Annotated in this window: 21 protein-coding genes; 8 read left to right on the forward strand and 13 right to left on the reverse strand. The window is 57.8% G+C overall.

Features of this window, described 5'->3' with window-relative positions:
- Positions 1–24: 24 nt before the first annotated feature.
- On the forward strand, positions 25–1419 hold the full coding sequence (locus ACJ8QI_RS07805; protein ID WP_442532304.1) for an MFS transporter: 1395 nt from the start codon (positions 25–27) through the stop codon (positions 1417–1419).
- Here the strand turns inward: ACJ8QI_RS07805 and ACJ8QI_RS07810 are convergent.
- The 6 genes from ACJ8QI_RS07810 to ACJ8QI_RS07835 form a co-directional block, all read right to left on the reverse strand.
- Positions 1404–1943 carry a dihydrofolate reductase family protein gene (locus tag ACJ8QI_RS07810; RefSeq protein ID WP_442532305.1) on the reverse strand — a complete coding sequence of 180 codons (540 nt, stop codon included), beginning with the start codon at positions 1941–1943 and terminating at the stop codon, positions 1404–1406. The two genes, ACJ8QI_RS07805 and ACJ8QI_RS07810, sit on opposite strands and share 16 nt — an antisense overlap.
- Entirely contained in the window at positions 1943–2344 is a 402-nt protein-coding gene (locus ACJ8QI_RS07815) for a VOC family protein (protein WP_063989835.1), read from the reverse strand. Before ACJ8QI_RS07815 ends, ACJ8QI_RS07810 begins: the two co-directional genes overlap by 1 nt.
- Before the next feature lie 141 nt (positions 2345–2485).
- The gene (locus ACJ8QI_RS07820) at positions 2486–2680 is read right to left on the reverse strand and encodes a ribbon-helix-helix domain-containing protein (protein WP_038872997.1); all 195 of its coding nucleotides are present in this window, start codon (positions 2678–2680) and stop codon (positions 2486–2488) included.
- Between the two features lie 80 nt (positions 2681–2760).
- A complete protein-coding gene (locus ACJ8QI_RS07825) occupies positions 2761–3549 on the reverse strand; it encodes a spermidine synthase (protein ID WP_442532306.1) in 789 nt (262 codons plus the stop codon).
- Positions 3550–3579: 30 nt separating this feature from the next.
- On the reverse strand, positions 3580–4035 hold the full coding sequence (gene fabZ, locus ACJ8QI_RS07830) for a 3-hydroxyacyl-ACP dehydratase FabZ (RefSeq protein WP_038873003.1): 456 nt from the start codon (positions 4033–4035) through the stop codon (positions 3580–3582).
- A gap of 189 nt (positions 4036–4224) precedes the next feature.
- Positions 4225–4719, reverse strand: coding sequence for a TIGR00645 family protein (locus ACJ8QI_RS07835; RefSeq protein WP_025302805.1), 495 nt, complete (start codon positions 4717–4719; stop codon positions 4225–4227).
- Between the two features lie 215 nt (positions 4720–4934).
- Here ACJ8QI_RS07835 and ACJ8QI_RS07840 point away from each other — a divergent pair, with 215 nt between their 5' ends.
- On the forward strand, positions 4935–5597 hold the full coding sequence (locus ACJ8QI_RS07840) for a CPBP family intramembrane glutamic endopeptidase (RefSeq protein WP_442532307.1): 663 nt from the start codon (positions 4935–4937) through the stop codon (positions 5595–5597).
- Between the two features lie 22 nt (positions 5598–5619).
- Here ACJ8QI_RS07840 and ACJ8QI_RS07845 read toward each other — a convergent pair whose 3' ends face one another.
- Both ACJ8QI_RS07845 and ACJ8QI_RS07850 read right to left on the reverse strand, forming a co-directional pair.
- Positions 5620–5913: a SelT/SelW/SelH family protein gene (locus tag ACJ8QI_RS07845; protein ID WP_442532308.1), complete on the reverse strand. Its 294-nt coding sequence runs from the start codon at positions 5911–5913 to the stop codon at positions 5620–5622.
- A 126-nt stretch (positions 5914–6039) separates the two neighbouring features.
- Positions 6040–7278 (reverse strand): NAD(P)/FAD-dependent oxidoreductase, encoded by a 1239-nt coding sequence (locus tag ACJ8QI_RS07850; RefSeq protein WP_442532309.1) that lies wholly within the window; start codon positions 7276–7278, stop codon positions 6040–6042.
- Between the two features lie 191 nt (positions 7279–7469).
- On the opposite strand from ACJ8QI_RS07850, the gene ACJ8QI_RS07855 reads away from it, so the two are divergent.
- Together ACJ8QI_RS07855 and blh are read left to right on the forward strand one after the other, a co-directional pair.
- Complete coding sequence (locus ACJ8QI_RS07855) at positions 7470–8255, forward strand: sulfite exporter TauE/SafE family protein (protein WP_230489762.1); 786 nt, start codon at positions 7470–7472, stop codon at positions 8253–8255.
- 17 nt (positions 8256–8272) lie between these two features.
- Positions 8273–9562, forward strand: coding sequence for a bifunctional sulfur transferase/dioxygenase Blh (gene blh / locus ACJ8QI_RS07860; protein WP_442532310.1), 1290 nt, complete (start codon positions 8273–8275; stop codon positions 9560–9562).
- A gap of 65 nt (positions 9563–9627) precedes the next feature.
- Here blh and ACJ8QI_RS07865 read toward each other — a convergent pair whose 3' ends face one another.
- Positions 9628–9828 (reverse strand): hypothetical protein, encoded by a 201-nt coding sequence (locus ACJ8QI_RS07865; RefSeq protein WP_141968931.1) that lies wholly within the window; start codon positions 9826–9828, stop codon positions 9628–9630.
- Positions 9829–10098: 270 nt separating this feature from the next.
- Here ACJ8QI_RS07865 and adhP point away from each other — a divergent pair, with 270 nt between their 5' ends.
- Complete coding sequence (gene adhP / locus ACJ8QI_RS07870; protein WP_442532311.1) at positions 10099–11115, forward strand: alcohol dehydrogenase AdhP; 1017 nt, start codon at positions 10099–10101, stop codon at positions 11113–11115.
- A 55-nt stretch (positions 11116–11170) separates the two neighbouring features.
- Here adhP and exaC read toward each other — a convergent pair whose 3' ends face one another.
- A complete protein-coding gene (gene exaC / locus ACJ8QI_RS07875; RefSeq protein ID WP_110157812.1) occupies positions 11171–12691 on the reverse strand; it encodes an acetaldehyde dehydrogenase ExaC in 1521 nt (506 codons plus the stop codon).
- A 275-nt stretch (positions 12692–12966) separates the two neighbouring features.
- On the opposite strand from exaC, the gene ACJ8QI_RS07880 reads away from it, so the two are divergent.
- Positions 12967–14742 carry a sigma-54-dependent Fis family transcriptional regulator gene (locus ACJ8QI_RS07880; RefSeq protein ID WP_442532312.1) on the forward strand — a complete coding sequence of 592 codons (1776 nt, stop codon included), beginning with the start codon at positions 12967–12969 and terminating at the stop codon, positions 14740–14742.
- A 37-nt stretch (positions 14743–14779) separates the two neighbouring features.
- Here the strand turns inward: ACJ8QI_RS07880 and ACJ8QI_RS07885 are convergent, their stop codons facing one another.
- Both ACJ8QI_RS07885 and ACJ8QI_RS07890 read right to left on the reverse strand, forming a co-directional pair.
- Positions 14780–15778, reverse strand: coding sequence for a colicin-like pore-forming protein (locus ACJ8QI_RS07885; protein ID WP_399611349.1), 999 nt, complete (start codon positions 15776–15778; stop codon positions 14780–14782).
- Between the two features lie 297 nt (positions 15779–16075).
- The gene (locus ACJ8QI_RS07890; RefSeq protein WP_399611346.1) at positions 16076–16993 is read right to left on the reverse strand and encodes an ABC transporter substrate-binding protein; all 918 of its coding nucleotides are present in this window, start codon (positions 16991–16993) and stop codon (positions 16076–16078) included.
- A 145-nt stretch (positions 16994–17138) separates the two neighbouring features.
- Between ACJ8QI_RS07890 and ACJ8QI_RS07895 the strand changes: the two genes are divergently transcribed.
- Positions 17139–18335, forward strand: coding sequence for an MFS transporter (locus ACJ8QI_RS07895; RefSeq protein WP_442532313.1), 1197 nt, complete (start codon positions 17139–17141; stop codon positions 18333–18335).
- On the opposite strand, the gene ACJ8QI_RS07900 is transcribed toward ACJ8QI_RS07895, so the two are convergent.
- Complete coding sequence (locus ACJ8QI_RS07900; RefSeq protein ID WP_442532314.1) at positions 18332–20425, reverse strand: putative bifunctional diguanylate cyclase/phosphodiesterase; 2094 nt, start codon at positions 20423–20425, stop codon at positions 18332–18334. The genes ACJ8QI_RS07895 and ACJ8QI_RS07900 overlap by 4 nt on opposite strands.
- Before the next feature lie 933 nt (positions 20426–21358).
- Between ACJ8QI_RS07900 and ACJ8QI_RS07905 the strand changes: the two genes are divergently transcribed.
- On the forward strand, positions 21359–22798 hold the full coding sequence (locus ACJ8QI_RS07905; protein WP_060439962.1) for a serralysin family metalloprotease: 1440 nt from the start codon (positions 21359–21361) through the stop codon (positions 22796–22798).
- The last annotated feature ends 14 nt before the right edge of the window (positions 22799–22812 follow it).

The raw sequence follows: 22812 nt of genomic DNA on the forward strand, positions 1-22812 counted from the left end.
CAGTCTATGTCAGGAGTGTTTATCATGTTATCCCATCCTTCGCCGCAGGGCGTCCGCGGCATACTGGCCGCACTGTCTTTGAGCATGCTGCTGTCATCGCTCGGCATCAGCATCGCCAATGTCGGGCTGCCGGTGCTCGCCACCGCATTCCATGCCTCGTTCCAGGCGGTGCAGTGGGTGCTGCTTTGTTATTTGCTGGCCGTCACCACCTGCATCATCGGCATCGGCCGTTTGGGCGACAGCCTTAATCGCCGCCGGCTGCTGTTGGCGGGCATCGCGCTGTTTACCGTCGCTTCGCTGGCTTGCGCGCTGGCTCCGCAGCTTTGGCTGTTGCTGGCGGCGCGTCTGGTGCAGGGGCTGGGGGGCGCGGTCATGATGTCGATCGCCATGGCGCTGGCGGGCGAGGTGCTGGGGACGGAAAAAATCGGCCGCGCGATGGGGCTGCTCGGCACCATGTCGGCGGTGGGCACCGCGCTGGGCCCGTCCTTGGGCGGCGCGCTGATCGCCGGCTTCGGCTGGCGGACGATATTTCTAATCAACCTGCCGCTGGGTCTGTTGGCGCTGTGGCTCGCCTGGCGATGCTTGCCGAATGGGCCGCGTGCGGCAACTCGCCGGGAACCGTTCGACCGTGCCGGCACGCTGTTGCTGGGCGGCGCATTGCTCTGCTATTCGCTGGCGATGACCCTCGGGCGCGGCGATTTCGGCGTGCTCAATCTGGTATTGATGCTGGGTGCTTTGTTGGCGGGGGCAATGTTTATCCGCACCGAGCGTCGCGCCGCCGCGCCGCTGTTGGCGCCGGCGATGTTCCGTCATCCGGCCCTGACGGCGGGGCTGGTGGCCAGTGCGCTGGTGATGACGGTGATGACCGCCACGCTGGTGGTCGGGCCGTTCTATCTGTCGCGTGCGCTGGGGTTAAGCGCCGCGCAGGTTGGGCTGGTGATGTCGGCGGGGCCGGCGGTGGCTATCCTGACCGGCATTCCGGCCGGCTATCTGGTGGATCGTTTTGGATCGCAGCGCATCGCCCAGCTTGGGCTGACGGCGGTGGCGGCCGGGGCGGCATTGCTGTCGCTGCTCAGCCGCGCCGGCGTGCTCGGCTATGTGGCGCCCATCGCACTGTTGACCGCCGGCTATGCATTGTTCCAGGTTGCCAACAACACGGCGTTGATGAAGGATCTGTTTCCCGAACGGCGCGGTTTGATCGCCGGAATGGTCAATCTGGCGCGCAATCTTGGGGCGATCACCGGCGCCTCGGCGATGGGGGCGCTGTTCTATCTGGCCTCGCAGCGGGTGGTGGGAACCGCCGCCGCCGCGGCTTACGGTATGCGCGTGGCCTACGGGACGGCGGCGCTGTTGGCGTTGGCGGCGTTGCTCATCACCTTCGGCGGCCGCCGACTGATGCTGCGTTACGACGCGCGTTGAACCGCGTAACGTTCTTGCACGAAACCGTTGTCTGATTGAGTGACGGCGAGCAGGCGCAGGCGCTGCTCCGGGGCATCGGCGCCGAACAAGGGAATGCCGGCGCCCAACAGCAGCGGCACGCGGGTAATCGTCAGTTCGTCGATCAACCCGGCCTGCAGGAAGCGCTGGACGGTCTGGCCGCCGTCGATATACAGGTGACGGCAGCCTTGCTCGGCCAGCTGCGCCACGATGGCCGCCGGTTCGCCAGTCATCCAGCGAACGTGCCCGGAATCCTGTTGTGCGGGCGGCTGCGTCGACAGCACCACCACCGGCAGTTCGCCATAGGGCCACTCGGGAAAGGCGCGAACTTTCTCGTAGGTATGGCGCCCCATCACCAATGCGTCGATATCGGCGATAAACGCCTCATAGCTAAGCCCGTTGAGCAACGACACCGCATACTCGGGGCGCAGCAGCCAGTCGATGTCGCCGTCCGGGCCGGCGGTGAATCCGTCTACGCTGGTGGCGATGTAAACCGAACATTTCATCAGGCGAGATCTCCCCGGTAAACCACATGCACCTTGTTGCCGTCAGGATCGCGCAGGTAAGCGCCGAAATAGCCTTTGCCGTAGTGCGCGCGTTCGCCGGGTTCGCCTTCACTGCTGCCGCCCGCCAGCAGGCCGGCGGCGTAGGCGCGCTTGACCTCCAGCTCATCGGCGGCGAGAAAGGCCAGCATGCTGCCGTTGCCGGCGCTGGCGGGCTGCCTGTCGAAGGGTTGGTAGGCATAGAAACGCGGCAGCGTTTGGCCCGGCCGCACCCAGCAACGGGCAGCGGGGCCGCCGTCCGGCGTCACTTCCCGCCGCTGTAATCCCAACGGCAACAAAATGGCGTCGTAGAAGGCGGCGGCGGCGTCCAGATCGCTGACGCCGACGGTAATATGGCTGAACATGACGCTTCCTTTCCGAAGAGAGATGAAAGCATAAAACAGTAGCAGCGATGGGGCTGAATGGACAGAGCGCAACGGAGGATTCGGATTAAGGACGCGCGCAGGGGGATCGCGCGCTTCACGGTGTGCGGGGCAGGCCGCCGCTCAATTGCTCTCTACGCGCGGGTTGGCGTGAGTCGGCTGGCTGGGATAGTCCACTTGATGCTTATGCAGGTAATCGCGAATCAGCTGGCGTACCACCTGGGAAGGGGTAACGTCCTGCTGCAGGCACAGGTCTTCCAGGGCTTTTTTCTTGTCCGGGTCAATCAGCACCGTTAGCCGCGCCGTTTTCTTTTCCATCAGGATCCTCCAGAGAATGATAACTGAATGATAATACCACGTGGGCGAAGCGGCCAGCCAGACCGCGTCGCCGCTCGTCTTTAGCGGAAATGCAGCCGCTCTATTTTGCGTGACAGGTAGCCGAGTTCGCAGTGGAACAGTTCACCGCTGCCGGCGGCCAGATTGCGCAGCGCGCTCAGCGGCAACGTCACCTGGGCTCGCGTGGCGTAAATAATCACGTTGCCGCTGGGCGCGACGCAAAACAGCACGGTGTTGAATACCCGGTGCAGGCTATGGTACAGCAGGCTGTTTTCGTCGGGCAGATCGTGGTAATTCAGCACCAGCCAGCCCCCGTCGTTCAGCCGCGCGGCGCAGTTTTCCAGGAAGGTCTGGCTGCCTTGTTGCGGATCCATGGCAAATGCCGAATAGAGATCGGAGAAGATCAGATCGTAGCGCGTCTCGGCAGGCGGGCGCACGAAGTCCATGGCATCGGCGGTGCGCAGGCTGATGGTGTCGGTGGCCGGCAGCGTAAAATAACGGCGTGCGACGGCGATCACCGCAGCGCGCAGCTCGACCACGTCCAGGCGCATCGCCGGATCGAGGGCGTGCAGCGCACGCAGCAGGCTGCCGCCACCCAGTCCCAGGATCAGCGCAGACGTCGGCGGCTGCCAGGCCACCGCCATCAGCATCGCTTTGATGTAGTTGTGGATCGGCTGCGCGGGGTTGCTGAGGCTCATCTTGCTCTGCTCGCAGATGCCGTCAAACCGCAGCGTGCGGTAGTCCTTGTGATCGGAAACGATGATTTCGCCCCAGGCGTCGGCTTCGCGGGCGATCACCTGGCCGCGCGGAGAGAAATCGAGGGTTCTGAGTAAGCTGTCAACCAGAGACATGGTATTCGCAGGGCTCCTTTGGCAAGCGGCCTATTTACGGGCGCACATGAAATCGGCGGTGCAAATGCGTTGGCCGTCGATGCTGGCACGGCCAGTAAAGCGGGCGATCGCCCCGCGCCGGCGCACAAAGGCGACCTCCATCAGCACCTGGTCGCCGGGGCGGGCGGCGCGATAAAACCGCGCCCGCTGGATGGCGGCGAAATAGTAATGTTCCCCTTCGTTCAGCGCCCCGAGATAGTAATGGGCCAGCAGGCCGGTACTTTGCGCCAGGGCTTCTACCAGCAGCACGCCGGGAAAACCGGCGAAGTGAGCGTGGCCGCTCCAGAACGTCGGCTCATTGGCGGTGATGTTCTTGATGGCGCTCAGCCGCCCTTCGGCAATGCAGGTGCCGGCGGGCAGCACGCGATCGACCAACAGGCAGGGATAACGATGAGGCAAAATCGCCTGAATATCGTTGAATTGCAGGGGGTGACCATTCAGTGGCATGGGGGCGCGTGATCCTGTCTGCGGCGAAACCGGTGCGATGGCCGGCGTTCAGTCCATGGTGAGTGTAATAACATTATAATAAAATTATCATCAGATGTGCCAGATGAAAGACATGACGGCGGAGAAACAGGCGAGGAATGGGGGAAAGGGAGGCACCCGATCCTGGCGATCGGGTGTGGTAGCGCGCTGTTAGTGCTTGGAACGGGTGACCTTGTCCAGATAGCCCATCACGAATGCGGACAGCACGAAGGTGAGATGGATGATCACATACCACATCAGCTTGTTGTCCGGGACGTTCTTGGCGTCCATAAACACCCGCAGCAGGTGAATGGAGGAAATGGCGACGATAGACGCGGCGACTTTGTTTTTCAGCGAGGTGGCGTCCATTTTGCCCAGCCAGCTCAGTTTTTCTTTCCCTTCGGTGATATCCAGCTGCGAGACGAAGTTTTCATACCCGGAGAACATCACCATCACCAACAGACCGCCTACCAGCGCCATATCGACCAGCGACAGCAGGGTCAGGATCAGATCGGCTTCCGCGACAGAAAAAATGTTGGGCAGGACGTGCAGGATCTCCTGAAAAAATTTAATAGACAGGGCGACCAGGGCCAGTGAAAGGCCGAAATAAACCGGTGCGAGCAACCAGCGGGAGGCGTACATCGCGTTTTCTAGCAAGCGTTCCATCATAAAATTGTTGTAAATGCGTGACCAAAAGGGCGATCAGTATAACGCAGGTAGCCCAGGCGAAATCAACCGCTTGCCAATGGCTTGGAGAAATTTGCGAATGGACGTTCGCTTCGAACGGGTTCATGACAATGATATCGCATGGGGATAAACTGCCGCGGTCTCTTGCCTTGCTACCGTTTGGTCAATCGCTGCTCAAAACTAAGGATGGTTATATGGTCGACAATGCGTTTATCACGAGAACGCGAGCCGTTAATGGCTGCTTTTCCATGTTTTTGCTGATGTTCCTGATTACATTTATTCCGTTGTTCATAGAGAACAGAGCCGCCTTGATGCGACAAGGGCTATTGCTGCCGTTGCTGTACGGAATAGAATTTGTCGCTATCTTTTCGTTATACCTGCTTTTTTTCCGCCGTAGAGAAGGATTGGGCAAAGGCGAGGTTAAACGCAACGATTTTGCGCTGCTGCTGTTCGCGCTGTTGGTGATTCAGTTTATTTTCCCGCGTTTGATGGGCGTGGAAAAAACGGAAACCTGGGTGATGGAGCAGGTGGCATTGCCCGGCGAGATTTTGGCGCTCAATGCCGCTTTGTTGGTTTTCGTCGTCCCCGTCTATGAAGAGATCGTATTTCGCGGCTGTTTGTTTAACGCACTGATGTATTGGTTTAACGATAAGGTGCTTTGGGCCGCGTTAACGGTGTCTGTCATCTTTGCCGTTTTGCATACCCAGTACACCGATTGGCGCACATTAGCAGCCCTGGTGCTCATCTCGTTGGTGTTAACGGCCGCCAGGGTGAGATCCAAAGGGATCTATTTGCCCATTGGGCTGCATATGACCATGAATGGCGTCGTGATGGCGGCCAGCTATGCGTTAAATTGAAGCTGTGCTTGCCGCCGGATGTTCAGTGCTTGGCTTTTTTACCTTCGCTGTGGCCGAGAGAGCGATCGGGGAAGCTGTGATCGCGCAGCCGCTGCTTCAGTTGCGCCGCATCGGGGAAGCCGCCGTCAATTTTGCGATCCCAAATCATCACGCCATCGACGCTGATTTGATAGACCCCGCCGGTGCCCGGCATCAGGGTGACGGAGGCGAGATCGTCGCCGAAGGTATTGAGCAGCTCTTGCGCCATCCAGCCGGCGCGCAGCAGCCAGTTGCATTGTGAACAGTAGTGGATCGTCACTGCGGGGGCATTTTTCATCGATGATCGACCGGTAGTGGTAACGGCTCGCAATCAGCCTGATGGACCTGCAAGCGATGGTGGCGTTGTCTCGCCAAATAGTCAAGCGTCTGCTGAGGCCAGAGCGACGAGGGGGCCGAGTGCGCGTCACGGCCGCTTGCTTCCGGCAAACCATTCAACCCCACGCAGCATGCCCGCCCAATAAAACCGGGGTAAAAACCAGGCTTTCAGCCACCAGGCCAGACGGCTGGGCTGGGTTGCGTCGAGCAGGGGAAACGTGGGCAGCAATTTACCGTCATAGCCAAACTCCGCCAGCACAACTTTGCCTTTCTCAACCGTCAATGGACAGGAGCCATAACCATCATAATGGGCAGTGAGAGGCGCGCCATGAATCAGCGCCGCGACGTTTTCCGCCACCACCACCACCTGCTTTCTGGCTGCCGCCAGGGTTTTGGCGTTTGGCGTTGAGCAACAGTCGCCTACCGCAAAAATATCCGGCCAATGCTTATGCTGCAGCGTCAATTTATCCACATCGCACCAGCCGGATCCTTCCGCGAGCCCGCTTTGAGAAATAAACGCCGGGGCCGATTGCGGCGGTACGACGTGGAGCATATCGAAGGGCAGGGTTAACTCGCGTTTTCCTTCTTCATTTGTCTCTACGGCAAATGTCGCTTGCCGATTCTTGCCATCAACGCGGATTAAATTATGATTGAAATTGACCTGTGCACGGTATTTTCCCAAATACTCGGTCAACGGGGGGATAAATTGTGGAATGCCGAAAACCGCCGTGCCCGCAAGGCAGAAATTGACGTTAATATTATTCAGGATGCCTTGGCGGCGCCAGTGATCGCATGACAAATACAAGGCTTTTTGCGGTGCGCCGGCGCATTTTATGGGTGGCGTCGGTTGAGAAAATATCGCCTGGCCGCCTTTCATTTCCCGGACCAGTTGCCAGGTATATTCGGCAAGGTCAAAGCGATAATTAGAGGTGACGCAGTTTAATCCCAGGGTTTCTTCAAGCCCCTCTATTTTATCCCAGCGTAGAATGAGGCCACACGCAACAATAAGAAAATCATAGTTTATTTTCTGTCCTTGGCGGGTCTCGACGTATTTTTGACTGGGTTCAACCCTGACAACGCTATCCTGTACCCATGCGGTTCCTGAGGGCAGGACAGCGCGCAGGGAACGCCGCGTTTTATTGATATCAAAGAGCCCGCCGCCCACCAGGGTCCACGCCGGTTGATAATAATGACAGTCGTTGGGCTCCACGACCGTTATATCGATGCCTTTAACTCGCTTCCTTATGCTTGCCGCGATACCTATTCCGGATGAGCCGCCGCCAATAACAACGACGCTTTTCTGGGTATTTATTTTTTCTGGTTTCATGCAGGCCTCCTTTCATAAGAAAGTAGGGGGTTGTCGCCCAGATTAAAAGCGAATTCATAGAACTTGTGGTTATATAAAAAATCACATATTCCATTTTGCTATATGTAATAACAAATAGAAATAAGTTATTTGACATTGCTGGGTAACTGATCGTTAATAAATGGCATGAGCATCATTAAGGGATTAGCGCAGTGGATTTTTTCCATTTCAGTTTTTATATCGTGATGCTGTTAGTGGTCACCGGGGGAATTGTGGGATTCCTCCTGGCCCTGACCGGCGGCGGCGGATCAATCGTCTGCGTGCCGTTATTGCTGTATATGGTGAAAGTGCCGGATACGCATTTGATTATAGGAACCAGCGCCATGTCGGTAGCCATTAACGCGCTGATCAACCTGGCAGCGCACGCTGCCAAAGGCAACGTCAGGTGGCAGACCGGGCTTGTCGTTTCGCTGGTTGCTGTCATGGGCGCGCTGGCGGGATCTCAGATGGGAAAAATCACGGACGGGCACTACTTAACCCTGCCGTTCTCCGTGTTGATGCTGGTTGTCGCCGGATTGACGCTGAAAAGAAATCACCTTGCAGGGTCCCCCTTGCCGTCCCCCCATGTTGCCATTCATCCCGCCATCGTATGGCCCAGCATCCTGGCCCTGGGCGGGCTGGCGGGCTTTCTGGGCATCGGCGGCGGATTTTTGGTTGTGCCGGCGCTGGTCTGGTTTTTCCGCTTCTCGATGGTTGAAGCGGTAGCAACCTCACTGGTGGTCGTGGCGGCCATGGGGCTGTCGACCAGCGCCAGCTACGCCATGTCCGGAAAGGTCTCGATCGCGATTACGTGCTGGCTCATCGTCGGCGGTGTTCTGGGCGGCGTGGTGGGGGTAGCGCTCGCCGAGCGCCTGAAAAAACGCGAGGACATCATCAATGTGCTCTATGCCCTTATGCTCCTGGCGCTGGCCCTGTATATGTTATTTAAAAGCCTATGAAACGGAAGGAAAAAAACATGCACATCCGCACTTACCACCCTCAGCTCTCCTTTTCGGGCGCGCCTGAAACGCGTGATTTCAAGGCGCTGTCTCAACAGGGCTACCGCCTTATCGTCAACAATCGGCCGGACGAAGAACCGGGGGAGTATCTTGACCATCAGCAAGAGAAAGCGTTGGCTGAACAAGAGGGGATGCGTTACGTCTATCTTCCTTATACGTTCGATACGCTGACCTGGGAGACCGTTTACACCTTCCAGTTTTTGCTGCGACAAGGCGAGAAGACTTTGGCGCACTGCAGAAGCGGGGCTCGCTCTGCCGGCCTTTCCCTGCTGTATGCGCTGCGCGAAGGTCAGATAGATGAAGCGCAATTTCGCCGCCAATGCGACGAATACGGCGCGGACGCCGATAAGGTGCTCAGCTGGTATGGCAAGCATCGGTCCGTGCGGGCCACTGCGGAAGTTCACGCGTTTTATGAGCCGGAAAGCGGCAGCCTGCAGTATGTGGTTGCCGATCCCGAGGCGCGCCGCTGTGCGATTATCGACCCGGTGCTGGATTTTGACCGCCGATCGGGCACGGTCTCGCATCAACAGGCCAACGATATTCTGAATTTTATCCGTCAGCGGGGGTGGGGTGTGGCCTGGGTGTTGGATACGCACCCGCACGCCGATCATTTTTCGGCCGCCACCTGGCTGGCGCAGAAAACCGGCGCCTTCATCGGCATCGGTGAAAAAATTACCGCCGTGCGGGAGATATGGGAAGAGATCTATAATTTAAAAGACCTGCCTGCCGCCAATACCGTCTGGGATGCGCTGTTTGCAGATGGGGACGTCTTTTTCATCGGCAACCTGCGCGCTGAAGTCTTACTGTCTCCCGGACACACGCTGGCGTCCGTCACTTACTACATTGCGGATGCGGCGTTTATCCACGATACGTTTTTCATGCCGGACAGCGGCACGGCAAGGGCCGATTTCCCTGGCGGCAATGCGGAGGCCTTGTGGGATTCATTGCAGCGGATCTTGAGCCTGCCGGCGGATACCCGCCTGTTTACTGGCCATGATTACCGCCCGGCGGGGCGTGAGGCCCGCTGGGAAAGCACCGTGAGAGAGCAGCGCGAGAACAATCCCTGGGTGGTCAACATGGATAAATCCCGGTTTATTGCGCAAAGAAAGCAGCGGGACGCGACGCTGCCTCACCCGGAACTCATGCTGATGGCGCTGCAGGTCAATATTCGCGGCGGCGTTCTGCCTGATTGCGAAGATGACGGGCAGCACTACCTCAAAATTCCTGTTAATCGATTCAAGGCATGAGTCAAACAGCAAAATTTCAGGCGGAATAGACAGAAATCATCGGCGCCGGCAGCAGGGGCGTGGTGTCAGCGGTTGGATGTTTGTTTTGCGGCGATCCGGTTGATGCCATACAGCAAAATAACGCAGACGCCGCTCACGAGCAACGAACGCAACAAGCCACTCCCCCCCAGGGGTAGGCCCCAGCTATCCAGCGCCATAAAGAGCGCAACGGTAAGCAGCACCGCCAGTGGCGCGCTCCACCAGCGGAACTGTATTTTGGAGAACATGTGTAGTTGCCCCTTCATTTTGCGTTGGTGGTCCGATCGTGTCTCGTTGATGACACGTAGGCGACCTGACCCTTTTTTTTATCATCCGCCGCCGCCGGGGCGGCTGTCAATCCGAATGAGATCGCGCCGTCTGTTAATTGTTTTTTATGAAATAATCATGCTGATTCATATTTAATTATTTGTTTTTACACAAAACACGCGGCGCTTGCCCTCACTGAATACAGTCACTACATTAACAACTGTACTTCCCATTCTGCTAAGGAAAACACCATGAAAGCTGCCGTAGTGACGAAAAACCATACCGTAGACATTCAGGATAAAGTGCTGCGCCCGCTGAAGCACGGCGAGGCGGCGTTGAAGATGGAGTGTTGCGGGGTGTGCCACACCGACTTGCACGTGAAAAACGGCGATTTCGGCGAGGTGCCGGGCATTACGTTGGGGCATGAGGGTATCGGCGTGGTCTCCGCCGTCGGTGAGGGCGTCACCTCGTTAAAAGTGGGTGACCGCGCCAGCGTCGCCTGGTTTTACCAGGGTTGCGGCCATTGCGAATACTGCGTCAGTGGCAACGAAACCCTGTGCCGTTCGGTGAAGAACGCCGGCTACAGCGTTGACGGCGGCATGGCGGAAGAGTGCATCGTGGTGGCGGACTACGCGGTGAAAGTGCCGGACGGGCTCGATTCTTTCGCCGCCAGCAGCATCACCTGCGCCGGGGTTACCACCTACAAGGCGGTGAAAATTTCCGATATCAAGCCGGGGCAGTGGATCGCCATCTATGGTCTGGGCGGTCTAGGCAACCTGGCGTTGCAGTACGCCAAGAACGTGTTTAACGCCAAAGTGATCGCCATCGACGTCAACGATGGCCAATTGGAATTCGCCAAACAGATCGGCGCCGATCTGACCATCAACTCCAAAACGCAAAATGCGGAGGAGATCATTCAGCAGCAAACCGGCGGCGCTCACGCGGCGGTGGTGACGGCGGTGGCGAAAGCCGCCTTCAACTCGGCGGTCAATGCGGTGCGCGCCGGCGGTAAAGTGGTGGCGGTGGGGCTGCCGCCGGAGAGCATGGATCTGAGCATTCCGCGCCTGGTGCTGGACGGCATTCAGGTGGTGGGTTCGCTGGTGGGCACGCGCGAAGATCTGAAGGAGGCGTTCCAGTTCGCCGCCGAAGGCAAAGTGACGCCGAAAGTGACCAAACGTCCACTGGGCGATATCAACGCCATCTTCGACGAGATGAAGGCGGGCACCATTCGCGGTCGCATGGTGATCGATCTCAGCATGGCGAAGTAAGCCACGCGAACAAAAAAGGCCACCCGCGGGTGGCCTTCTTGTTGTTATGCCCGGTTCAGAACAGGCCCAGCGGTTTGGCGTCGTAGCTGACCAGCAGGTTTTTCACCTGCTGATAGTGCGACAGCGCCGCCTTGTGGGTTTCACGCCCGATACCGGAGTTCTTGTAGCCGCCGAACGCGGCGTGCGCCGGGTACAGGTGATAGCAGTTGGTCCACACGCGCCCGGCTTTGATCGCGCGGCCCATGCGATAGGCGCGATTGATGTCGCGGGTCCACAGCCCGGCGCCCAGCCCGAACTCGGTGTCGTTGGCCAGCGCCAGAGCCTCAGCCTCATCCTTGAAGGTGGTGACGCCAATCACCGGCCCGAAGATCTCCTCGCGGAAGAAACGCATGCTGTTATTGCCGGTAATCAACGTCGGCTGCAGGTAGAACCCGTTTTGCACTTCGTCGCCACGCTGGGCGGGTTCGCCACCCACCACGATTTTTCCTCCCTCGTTTTTAGCGATGTCGATGTAGGACAGGATCTTGTCATACTGCTGTTTTGACGCCTGGGCACCGATCATGGTCTCGGTATCGAAGGGATCGCCCTGGCGGATGGTGGCGATGCGTGCCAGCACTTTCTCCATAAACTGCGGGTAGATGGATTCCTGGATCAACGCGCGTGAAGGGCAGGTGCATACCTCACCCTGGTTGAAGAAGCCGAGCACCAGCCCCTCAACCGCCTTGTCGATAAACTCCGGCTCCGCCTGCATGATGTCTTCAAAATAGATGTTCGGCGATTTTCCGCCCAGCTCGACGGTGCTGGGGATGATGTTCTCTGCCGCACAGGCGAGGATGTGGCGGCCGACCGGTGTGGAACCGGTGAACGCGATCTTCTCGATGCGTTTGCTGCGCGCCAGCGCTTCGCCGGCCTCGGCGCCGAAGCCTTGCACCACGTTGAGCACGCCCGGTGGCAGCAGGTCGCCAATCTCTTCCATCAGCACGCTGATGCCGAGCGGGGTCTGCTCCGCCGGTTTCAGCACCACGCAGTTACCGCCCGCCAGCGCCGGCGCCAGTTTCCAGGCGGCCATCAGCAGCGGGAAGTTCCACGGAATGATCTGGCCGACTACGCCCAACGGCTCATAGATATGGTAGGCCACGGTGTTCTGGTCGATCTCTGCCGCGGTGCCTTCCTGCGCGCGCAGGCAACCGGCGAAGTAGCGGAAATGGTCGACCGCCAGCGGCAGATCGGCATTCAGGGTTTCGCGGATCGGTTTGCCGTTGTCCCAGGTTTCGGTCAGCGCCAGCATCTCCAGCCGCGACTCGATGCGATCGGCGATCGCCAGTAGCACGTTGGAGCGCTCCTGCACGCTGGTTTTGCCCCAGGCGTCCGCCGCCGCATGCGCCGCGTCGAGCGCCAGTTCGATGTCTTTGGCGTCGGAACGCGGGAATTCGGCGATCGGCTGGCCGGTCACCGGCGAGGTGTTGGTGAAGTAGTTGCCGGATACCGGTTCGACGAATTTGCCGCCAATGTAGTTGCCATAGCGTTTGCGGAACGAGACCAGCGAGCCAGGCAAACCGGGGTGGACATATTTCATGTGAAGCACCTCTCTGCAGATGATAACCGGCGCTATTGCGCTGCGCCTGTGAGTGCGGCATGCCGCCGCAGCAGGGAGAAGCACGCCCCGTGCCAGATTGATGCATGGCGAAGATGCTCGTTAAAAGATCTTATTTATTAGCATGTTAAAAACGGATGTGACTTGGCGAATCGAGCGGTTCCGCCGCCGGCGATGATTTTTTGTGTCCCGTGTCGCAACGCCTGATACACATCTGTGATACATATTTGCAACACTCGCGAACGGGGGAGAAACGCATGTTGCCTGACGACCGCTTGCCCACTGAGGGCGCCAGTTTGTTGACCCACCCGCTGGCGGAATCCTGGCAGCGCAGCCGGGGCTACGGCCTGGCGCGCGCCGACCAGCATATCTCGTTCATCAAAGCCGGGTTGCTCGAAGAGCGGCGTAGCCGCAACGACTGGGTGCCGCAACGGGTGCAGCCGCTGATCGAGCAGCTGGGCGCGCAAATTACGCGCCAGCCCGCCATTGTGGTCATTGCCGACGCCGACGGGCTGGTGCTGGAAACCCGCGGCAACACCGATTTTCTGCATAAGGCATCGCGCTTTGCGCTGGCGCCGGGCAACCCGTGGGGAGAAGCGGAGCGGGGCACCAACGCCATCGGCACCGCGCTGGCGCTGGGCGCGTTCTGCGAAGTGCGCGGCGACCAGCATTATCTCAACCAAAATGCCGGATTGAACTGCACCGCCGCGCCGATCTACCGGCCGGATGGCCACATTGCCGGGATATTGGATCTTTCCGCGCCCGCGCAGCAGCCGTATCGCGATGCACAGCACCTGATCATGCAGGCGGTGCGACATATCGAACACCGCTGGGTCAGAAGTGCGATCGCCGATCGTCACTGGACGCTGCGCCTGCACGCCGACGCCGGGAGCCTAGGCAGCGCGCAGGAGCTGCTGCTGGTGTTTCACGACGAAGTGCTGGTCGCCGCCAATCGGCTGGCGATGCTGGAGTTCCAGCTTTCACCGGTCGCATTCGGCGCGGTTGAGTTCGCCCAGCTGTTCCCCGACCTGCTGCGACATCCCTCCGGCGCACCGCACCAGACGCTGGCCGGCAATCAACGGCATTATTATTCGCTGCTTGAGGCGCCGCAGCGCCGCGTCAGCGCCCTGCGTTCTGCACCGCCGGCGCAAAGGCATGACGAGCAGCATCAGAAAGCGCTGCGCATTCTCAACGCCGGCCTTTCCCTGTGCGTGACCGGTGAAACCGGCTGCGGCAAGGAGCACTTCAGCCGACACCTGTTTCAAGAGAGCCGCTGGCGTAACGGCAACTTCGTGGCGATCAACTGCGCGGCGCTGCCTGAGCCGCTGATCGAGTCCGAGCTGTTCGGCTATGCCCCGGGGGCGTTTACCGGCGCCAACCCGAAAGGCTATATCGGCAAGATCCGCGAGGCGGACGGCGGCGTGCTGTTCCTCGATGAAATCGGCGACATGCCGGCGGGCCTGCAGACGCGGCTGCTGCGGGTGTTACAGGAAAAAACGGTCACGCCGCTCGGCAGCCGCAGCGCTTATCCGGTCGATTTCGCGCTGGTCTGCGCCACACACCACGATCTGCATCGGCAGGTACAGGCGGGGGCATTTCGCGAGGATTTGCTGTACCGCATACAGGAATACAGCCTGCGCATTCCGCCGCTCAGAGAGCGGGCGCAGCTGGAAGCCTTCATTTTGCAGCTGTGGCGAGAGCTGGGCGGCGAGCGGCGCGACATTCGCCTGCTGCCGGAGGCGCTGGCGATGCTGGCGCGCTACCCGTGGCCCGGCAATGTGCGGCAGCTGTTGAGTACGCTCAAGGTGCTGCTGGCGCTGGCGGACGATCATGCGGTGCTCACTCTGGACGATCTGCCGCAGTCCATCGCGGTGCTGGCGCCGCGCCAGGAGAGCGCCGATACCGGCCAGGAGGATCTGCAGGCGGCGATCGACACGGCGGGCGGCAATCTCAGCCGGGCGGCGAAGGCGCTCGGCGTTTCGCGCAGCACGCTGTACCGCAAGCTGGGAAGGCAGAAAGCGGCGGCGGAATGAAACCAAAGAAAAAGGCGGCAATTGCCGCCTGATGTGCTTAATAAGCCGAAGGAATGAGCTCGCGATTAAGTTTATCCACCAACTTGTCGTCGATGAGCGAACTTAACAGGCTAATCGCGATGATGCCGGCAAAGGTGAGCGCTGTCAGCACTAATCCTGACAAAGAAAATAAAGAGAGAGTCGTGGCCAATATCCCTAACGCGACACCAGAAGCCAGTCCACTAATGGCCATGGATTCAACTTCAAGCAACAGGGGCTTCCAGTCGCCCGTGGCATAACCTGCCAGGCTTTTCTCCCGAATTTTCTCTACTTTCATTGCTGCATCTGCCACTTTGAAAAACTTGCCAACGTTACTCAGCTTGCTTGCCATGTCATTGGCATTAATATTTCGCCAGGCATTGAGCAACGCTTCTTTATCTGCAGGTTTAACCTTCATGTTGGGATTAGCCAGCACTTTTTCTAGTGATTTCATTGCGTCATCAAGGGTGCGTATTCTCTTGCCCTGGAAGTTTTTAATATCGCTCGCGATCTCATTGGCGAAGTTTTGATAGCGATTGCCGAGATGCTGAGCGATTTCTTTGGCTGAGTCGGCAACGATAGCCGATGCAGATAACAAAAACTCTTTGTCTCTTTTCTCTTGGGCTTCTCGCTTTTTTTTCAACGCATCGGCGAAATTTGCTCGATTCATACCGCTAAATTGCGCGAATTTGGTCATGTGGATTTTTTTTGCAGTCTTCATATCACCGGCTCTTATCGCATCGCGCAACAATTGGTATGACTTTTCCGTTTTGATATAGGGACAGTTTTTCTTACCACAAACCAAGCAAATGTCGTTATCCAACAGATCTTTGGTTTCTTCGGAAAGTGATGTGTCACCTGTTGGCCAGACAACCAGAGTTTCTTCCGCACCACCAATGCTGATGCCGGTAGTCGGCCATCCCCAACTTTCACCGCTCCAGACCAGACCCGCTTCAGGCGCTATGCCACCGTTGTAACGGTAGGGATCATAATTGATAGTTGAACTGTGTTTCTTCATGTTGATTCCTTAGATGTTAGCAATAAAATACTGTATTAATAAACAGTAAATGGGAATCTACATGCGGCTAGGTCAGAACTCAATAATTGATAATAATTATCATTTGTGTTGTTTTTGGCACAAAACTGTCTGAAAATTAACGGTAATGGAAGGTGGAGGATCGGTAGCGATTAACAGGAAAAAGTTTTAGGTAGCAGGCAAGACAAACAAAACAAATAGAGGGCTATCTGGGAATATTCGACAGGCATAGTATCGAGCGGTTCATCAAAGCCCCGCAGTACGGGGCCTGTTGCTCTCTCAATCCCCCAGTCCCGGCGGGTTAATCTCGGAATGGGCGATCTTCTCGTCGCTCTCCGCCCAGCGATCCAGCACCTGCAGATAGCTGCCGTTGGCGATGGCGCTGTTGAGCGATGCCTGCACCGCGTCCACCAGGCCGTTGCCTTTCTTCAGCGTGACGGCGATGTTGGCGGTTTTCGGCCAACCGCCGGGCACGATGCCTACCAGCCGGGTTTTGCCGGTCAGCCGCGCCTGGTAAGCGCCGGAGACGTTGGGCCCGAAGGTGGCGTCGGCGCGGCCGGACTGAATGGCCAGCGTGGAGGCGGCCTTGTCGGTGACGTACACCGGTTGCAGCGGCGCCAGTCCCTTGGCGCGGTTCTCCTTGTCCCAGGCCAGCAGCACCGCTTCCTGATTGGTGCCGGAATCGACGATGATCTTTTTGCCGGCGATATCCGGCGCGGTGTTGATCTGGGTGATTTTACTGTCGGATTTGACGTAGAACCCCAGCGTATCCTGGCGATAGGTGGCGAAATCGAATTTGGTCTTGCGTTCGTTGGTCACGGTGATGTTGTACACCGCGGCGTCATATTTGCCGGAGGCCACCCCCAGCGGCCAGTCTTCCCACGAGGTGGGCACCAGCTTGAGTTTCAACCCCAAACCGTCGGCCACCAGGCGTGCGATGTCCGCCTCGCTGCCGATCACCGTTTTATTGTCGCGCGCGTACAGGCCGAACGGTGGGCCGCTGCCCAGCAGGGAAATGGCCACCGTCAGCGTACCGGGCTCCACGAACTTGAAACCGGCGGGGATTTTGGCGACAGCCTCGGCGTTCTTCACCGTATGGATCGGGGTTTCGTTGGCGACGATATCCACCCCTGGCGCGGCAGCGGCGGAAAAACTCAGCAGCGCCACCATCACTATCATCTTTTTGCTATCTATCATTATGTTAATTACCTTCATTATTAGGATTGTCACAGGGTCGTTGCACTATCTCTGAAGGCCACAGGTCTGTGAACGAACAAAATTCACTAACCAATCTTGGAAAAATCATGATGCGCCGCCGGCGCTGAGACACCGAGGATGAACCATGCTGTCGCGTTTCGCTACGTTGGGCCGCATACCGCGCGGCGTATGGGTCTTGGGCGGCGTGAGCCTGCTGATGGATGTTTCCTCGGAAATGATCCACAGCCTGCTGCCGCTGTTTATGGCGACGACGCTCGGCGTCAGCGTGATCGTCATCGGGTTGATAGAAGGGCTGGCGGAGGCGACGGCATTGATCGTCAAGGTGTTCTCAGGCGTGCTCAGCGATTACCTCGGCAAGCGTAAAGGGCTGGCTCTGCTCGGCTACGGGCTGGGCGCCATCAGCAAACCGTTTTTCGCCATCGCCTCGTCGTCCGGCATGGTGATGAGCGCACGCCTGCTGGATCGCGTGGGCAAAGGCATCCGCGGGGCGCCGCGCGACGCCCTGGTGGCCGACGTGACGCCGCCGGAAATTCGCGGCGCGGCCTTTGGGCTGCGCCAGTCGCTGGATACCGTCGGTGCCTTTTTAGGGCCACTGCTGGCCGTCGGCCTGATGCTGCTGTGGCACAACGATTTTCGCGCCATCTTCTGGGTGGCGGCGATCCCGGCGGCGCTGGCCATCGCGCTGCTGTTCTTCGGCCTGAAAGAGCTGGCCGCCGCGATAACCGACAAACGAACCCACCCGATTACCCGCGCCAATCTGCGGCTGCTGGGGCGCGGCTATTGGTGGGTGGTGGGCATCGGCGCCGTCTTCACGTTGGCGCGCTTCAGTGAGGCGTTTCTGGTGCTGAAGGCGCAGCAGGGCGGCACGCCGCTGGCGTTGATCCCGCTGGTGATGGTCGCCATGAACCTGGTCTACGCCTGCTCGGCTTATCCGTTCGGTAAACTGTCCGATCGTATGAGTCATGAAGGGATGTTAAAGACCGGTTTGCTGGTGCTGATCGCCGCCGATGTGGTGTTGGCGCTGAGCGATCATTGGGCGGGCGTGCTGTTTGGCGTGGCGCTGTGGGGCGTGCACATGGGGATGACGCAGGGGCTGTTGGCGGCGATGGTGGCGCACACCGCGCCGGCGCACCTGCGCGGCACCGCGTTCGGCATGTTCAACCTGGTCAGCGGCGTGGCGCTGCTGCTGGCGAGTCTCGGGGCCGGAACCCTGTGGGAGTTGTTCGGTTCCGCCTCCACCTTTTACGCCGGCGCGGTCGTCTGCGTGGTGACGCTTGCCGGCATGCAGCTGGCGCCGTTCAGCGAACGGCAGGGCGCTTAACGGCCCTCGACAGATTGCGGCATCGCCTGCAGCAGCTCGGGCACTCGCTGGGATTCCACCGCCCGGCTGAACAGAAAACCCTGGCCAATATGGAAACCGGCTTCGCACAGCGTTTGCCGCTGTTGCTCGGTTTCCACGCCCTCGGCGATGATATCGATCGACAGCTTTTGACCGAGGATGCCGATGCTTTCCACGATCGCCAGGATCGCCGGTTCGGTATTCATACGTTGAACGAAGTCGCAGTCCAGCTTAATGCAGTCCAGCGGATAATCCATGATATGGCTGAACGAGGAGTGGCCGGTGCCGAAGTCGTCCAGCGCGATGCGGATGCCCATCTCCTTGAGCATTTGCAACGCGCGCAGCACGTACTTCGAGCCGTGTTTGTTGAACGCGTGCTCGGTCACTTCCAGTTCGATCAGGTGGTGGGGAATGCTGAATTTCAGCAGGCGCTGCAGGAAAGTTTCGGCGTAGTTGTCGCGTAAAAACTCGATCGGCGACACGTTCAGCGAGATGGGCCGCACCGCCACGCCGGCCGCGCGCCAGCGGGCGATATCGGCGAAGACCTTCAGCTGCATGGCTTCGCTGATTTTGGTCGCCAGCTCGTAGTCGTTGAACGCCTCGCTCACCGTCGCCGGCAGCTGCACGCCGTTGATCGGGCAGTGCCAGCGCAGTAAGGCTTCAAAGCCGACGATGCTGCCGTCGATGAGGCTGACCTTCGGTTGGTAGCTGGGGCGGATGCAGTTGTCGCGCACGATCTGGCGCGCGTAGTTGAGCTGGCTGGCGCGGGCGCGCGCCTTGTCCATCATCTTACGGTCGAACATATAGATGCCGCCGCGGCCGCCGTCTTTCAGCTCATACAGCGCGGTATCGGCGCATTTCATCAGTTCCGAAGCGTCGCGGGCGTCTTTGGGATAGATGGCGCCACCGATGCTCATGCCGCAATGCAGCGTCTTGCCGCCGTGAGTGATCGGCGTCTCCAGCTGCAGCAGAAACTTGTTGGCGATGCGGAAAATATCCTGCTCGTTTTCGACGTCGCTGATCACGACGGCGAACTCATCGCCGCCGAGGCGAGAGACGAACGAGTGCGTATTCATGCAGATGCTGAGCCTTTTGCCCAAAACCCGCAGCAGATGATCGCCCGCCGCGTGGCCCAGCGTGTCGTTCACCAGCTTGAAGTGGTCAAGATCCAGCAGCATCAGCCCGAGCGACTTGTTGCCGTGCAGGGCGCGCTTCATCTCTTGCTTCAGTTTCTTCTTGAATAAGCGCCGATTGGGCAGGCCGGTCAATTCGTCATATTCGCTGGCGAGCAACAGACGTTGTTCCATCACGCGTTGCGAAGTCACGTCACGCGAGACGCACAAGATCTCGGCCACGGTACCGCGTTCGTCGCTGACCGGCGTGAGAATGTTGTCCCAATGCTGTTTTTTACCCTGCGGCGTCACGCTCAATCCCGTGAAGCGCGCATTTTTTCCTGATCTGACGCTGCGCAGCGCCTTGCGGCCGCGGCGCCGGATCTCGGGTGACAGCAGGCCCAGCCAGGGCATGCCAAACTCTTTTTGCGCCGGATCAAGACCGAGCGCCAGGCTGCCGGAACGGTTCATGTGGCGCAGCGTGCCGTCGTGATTGATCACTTTGATGCAGTCGACACTGGCGTCCAGCATGTCTTGCTGGATAGAGAGCGTCTGAACATTTTTCTGGCGCTGCAGCATTTGCGGATGGATGTCGGTCGCCGTGAGGTACCAGCTGGGCTCCAGCGCCATGCCGTCCTGCCGGGCGTTAAACGCCAGCATAAACCAACGGTAGGTGCCGCTGCGATCGCGCAGGCGTGCCTCGCCGGCGAACGAGGAGAGGGCCACGATCGCCTGGCGCCATTGTGCCGCCAGCCGCTCGCGATCGTCGGGGTGAAGGGCATCGAGCCAGTCAGCGGCGCCGTGCTCACCGGTCATTGCGCCGGTATAGTCGCGCCACTGTTTATTAAAGTAGCCGCCAAGGCGGTTGCCGAAGCAAATCAGACCGGGCAAGTCGTCTACGATTTCGCTATAGAGAGTAATCGGATTTTTGTTATTGGTTTGCTTGGGCAACAGGGTCATGCGGCCTTTCCTCGGAAAATTACCCATATTCTCGCTCTATAGCAGAGCTTCTTTCAATATAGTCTTGCCAATGAAATTGGGAATAGCCAGCGGGTGCGGCTAAAAATAAGCCCGCTAGCATGGAATACATCCAGCGTGAACGCATTAGGAATACTCCTGTTATTTATAAGCCCCCCTTATATTGCAGCGAAAAATAAGTGATCGGACCACGGTGTGTTGTTGTCGTGAAAATTAACCATTCTTGATGTTTCTATAGGGCTAAATGTTCAGTCGCCATGATGTACTCCCTGGCGCTATTCTGCCCGCTCTATGCGGTAATACTGACAAAAACCGCAGTCCAGCCGGGGGTGAACGCCATTTTATGCACTCTGCAGCGCCCGTTTACTGGGGCTTAGCGGAAAAATCATGATGCAAATCAAGAAATGTTTTGTTTCATCTGTTGACACTTTGCTTACGCGTGAGATAGCCTCGCGAATGATAATCATTAGCAAAACTGGATGGTGGCGCAAATGCATTCACGCAATTATCTCCGGGTAACCGTTCGGATAACAGACCAGATTCACAGCACAAGAGCCTGTCTGATGTGGTCTCTGGCAACGAGGCAATGCATCGGACGGCCGTTGTCATTAGACCTCTTGAGCGACATCTCAACTTAGCCTCAACGCGCAGACACTGGAATCACACCCTTGCCGGATCAATGCGGCCTGTTACTTTCGCGCATTTTGCACGGACACATCGCGATCTCATGCAGTTGCATCAGTTATCAATCATGGGTAAGGAGGCTCGGGTAGTTAAAAGTAAATTTACTCTCTGGGTGTAAAGGGATAGGAAAAAGAGTGGGCGTATCGGGTTATCGCTATTCTCCGGATTTTGATTATCCCTAAGAGACATTTCGGATGTCATATTAATACTAGCTACTTTGTGGAGAAAGTTATGGGTAATACCATGAATGGAAACGAAACGGGTTGGGACAGTGTTAACGATCTTATTCACTACCATGAACGCGGGAATGGCCTGACGATAAATAACAAACCGTCTTATGACATAAATGAGGCGGGGTTGCAGATAGCGCGCGGCGATAAAACCTGGAATGGCGTTCACGTCACGGGAAAAGAGGCGACGGTGACCTATTCCTTCCCGGATTGGGATTATAACGAACTGAACCTGGGCCACCGCTCCCCGGAACGTGATACGGGGCTGAGTGCGTTCACGCAACAGCAGCAAGAACAGGCGAAGCTGTCTTTACAATCCTGGGCCGATGTTGCCAACATCAAATTTGTCGAAGTTGCTTCAGGTCAACCTTCCAATATTACCTTTGGGAATTATGAGGGGACGGGACAAGCGTATGCCTTGAAACCTTACTCATATAATGGCAATGATTACAGAGGGTACAATTCTGATGGGCAAAGTTGGTACAACATTAAGAATCACTCCGAAAATTTGCATCCTGAGCTAGGTAATTACGGCCGCTTAACCATTACCCATGAAGTTGGCCATACTCTCGGGTTAGATCACCCGGGCACTTATAATGCGGGGCAAGGCAGCCCAAATTATACTAAGGCAGTTTACGCCGAAGATACCCGGCAGTTTAGCGTAATGAGTTACTGGAATGAATCCATTACCAACGCGGATCATGGCCATTACTATGCTGCTGCACCGCTGGTTGATGATATCGCGGCCATCCAGCATCTTTACGGCGCCAACATGACTACCCGAACCGGCGACACCGTTTACGGGTTTAATTCAAATACAGGCCGAGACTTCTATACGCTCAAGGACAGCCACGACAAGCTGGTGATGTCTGTTTGGGATGCAGGTGGCAATGATACCCTCGATTTTTCGGGGTATAGCCAAAATCAACGTATCAATTTGAACGAAGGCGCTTTCTCCGACGTCGGTGGATTAAAAGGGAATGTTTCCATCGCTGCCGGCGCCACCATCGAAAACGCGATAGGGGGAGCAGGTAATGACGTCATTGTTGGAAATCACGCAGACAATGTGCTCAAAGGCGGCGCCGGTAACGATGTTATTTACGGTGGGGCGGGCCAGGATCAATTGTGGGGAGGGCAAGGTAACGACATTTTTGTCTTCTCTGACCTGAATGACTCGCCTGTTCGGGCTCCTGATACAATTTGGGACTTTGAGTCAGGCAAGGACAAGATCGATCTGTCCTTCTTCAACCAAGGCGATAAAGGCAGTGATTTTATTCAGTTTGTCGATCATTTCAGCGGGCAGGCCGGTGAGGCGCTGGTGTCCTATGATACCCAAAGCAATCTGAGCGAACTGGCCTTCAACATCCATGGCGGTGCAAATCCAGACTTCCTGGTGCACATCGTCGGGCAGGCTGACGTCGCTGTTGACTTTATCGTATAAAACGGCAACGGTGG

The organism is Serratia sp. CY84636, from assembly GCF_052166245.1.
Taxonomy (GTDB): Bacteria; Pseudomonadota; Gammaproteobacteria; order Enterobacterales; family Enterobacteriaceae; genus Serratia; species Serratia nevei.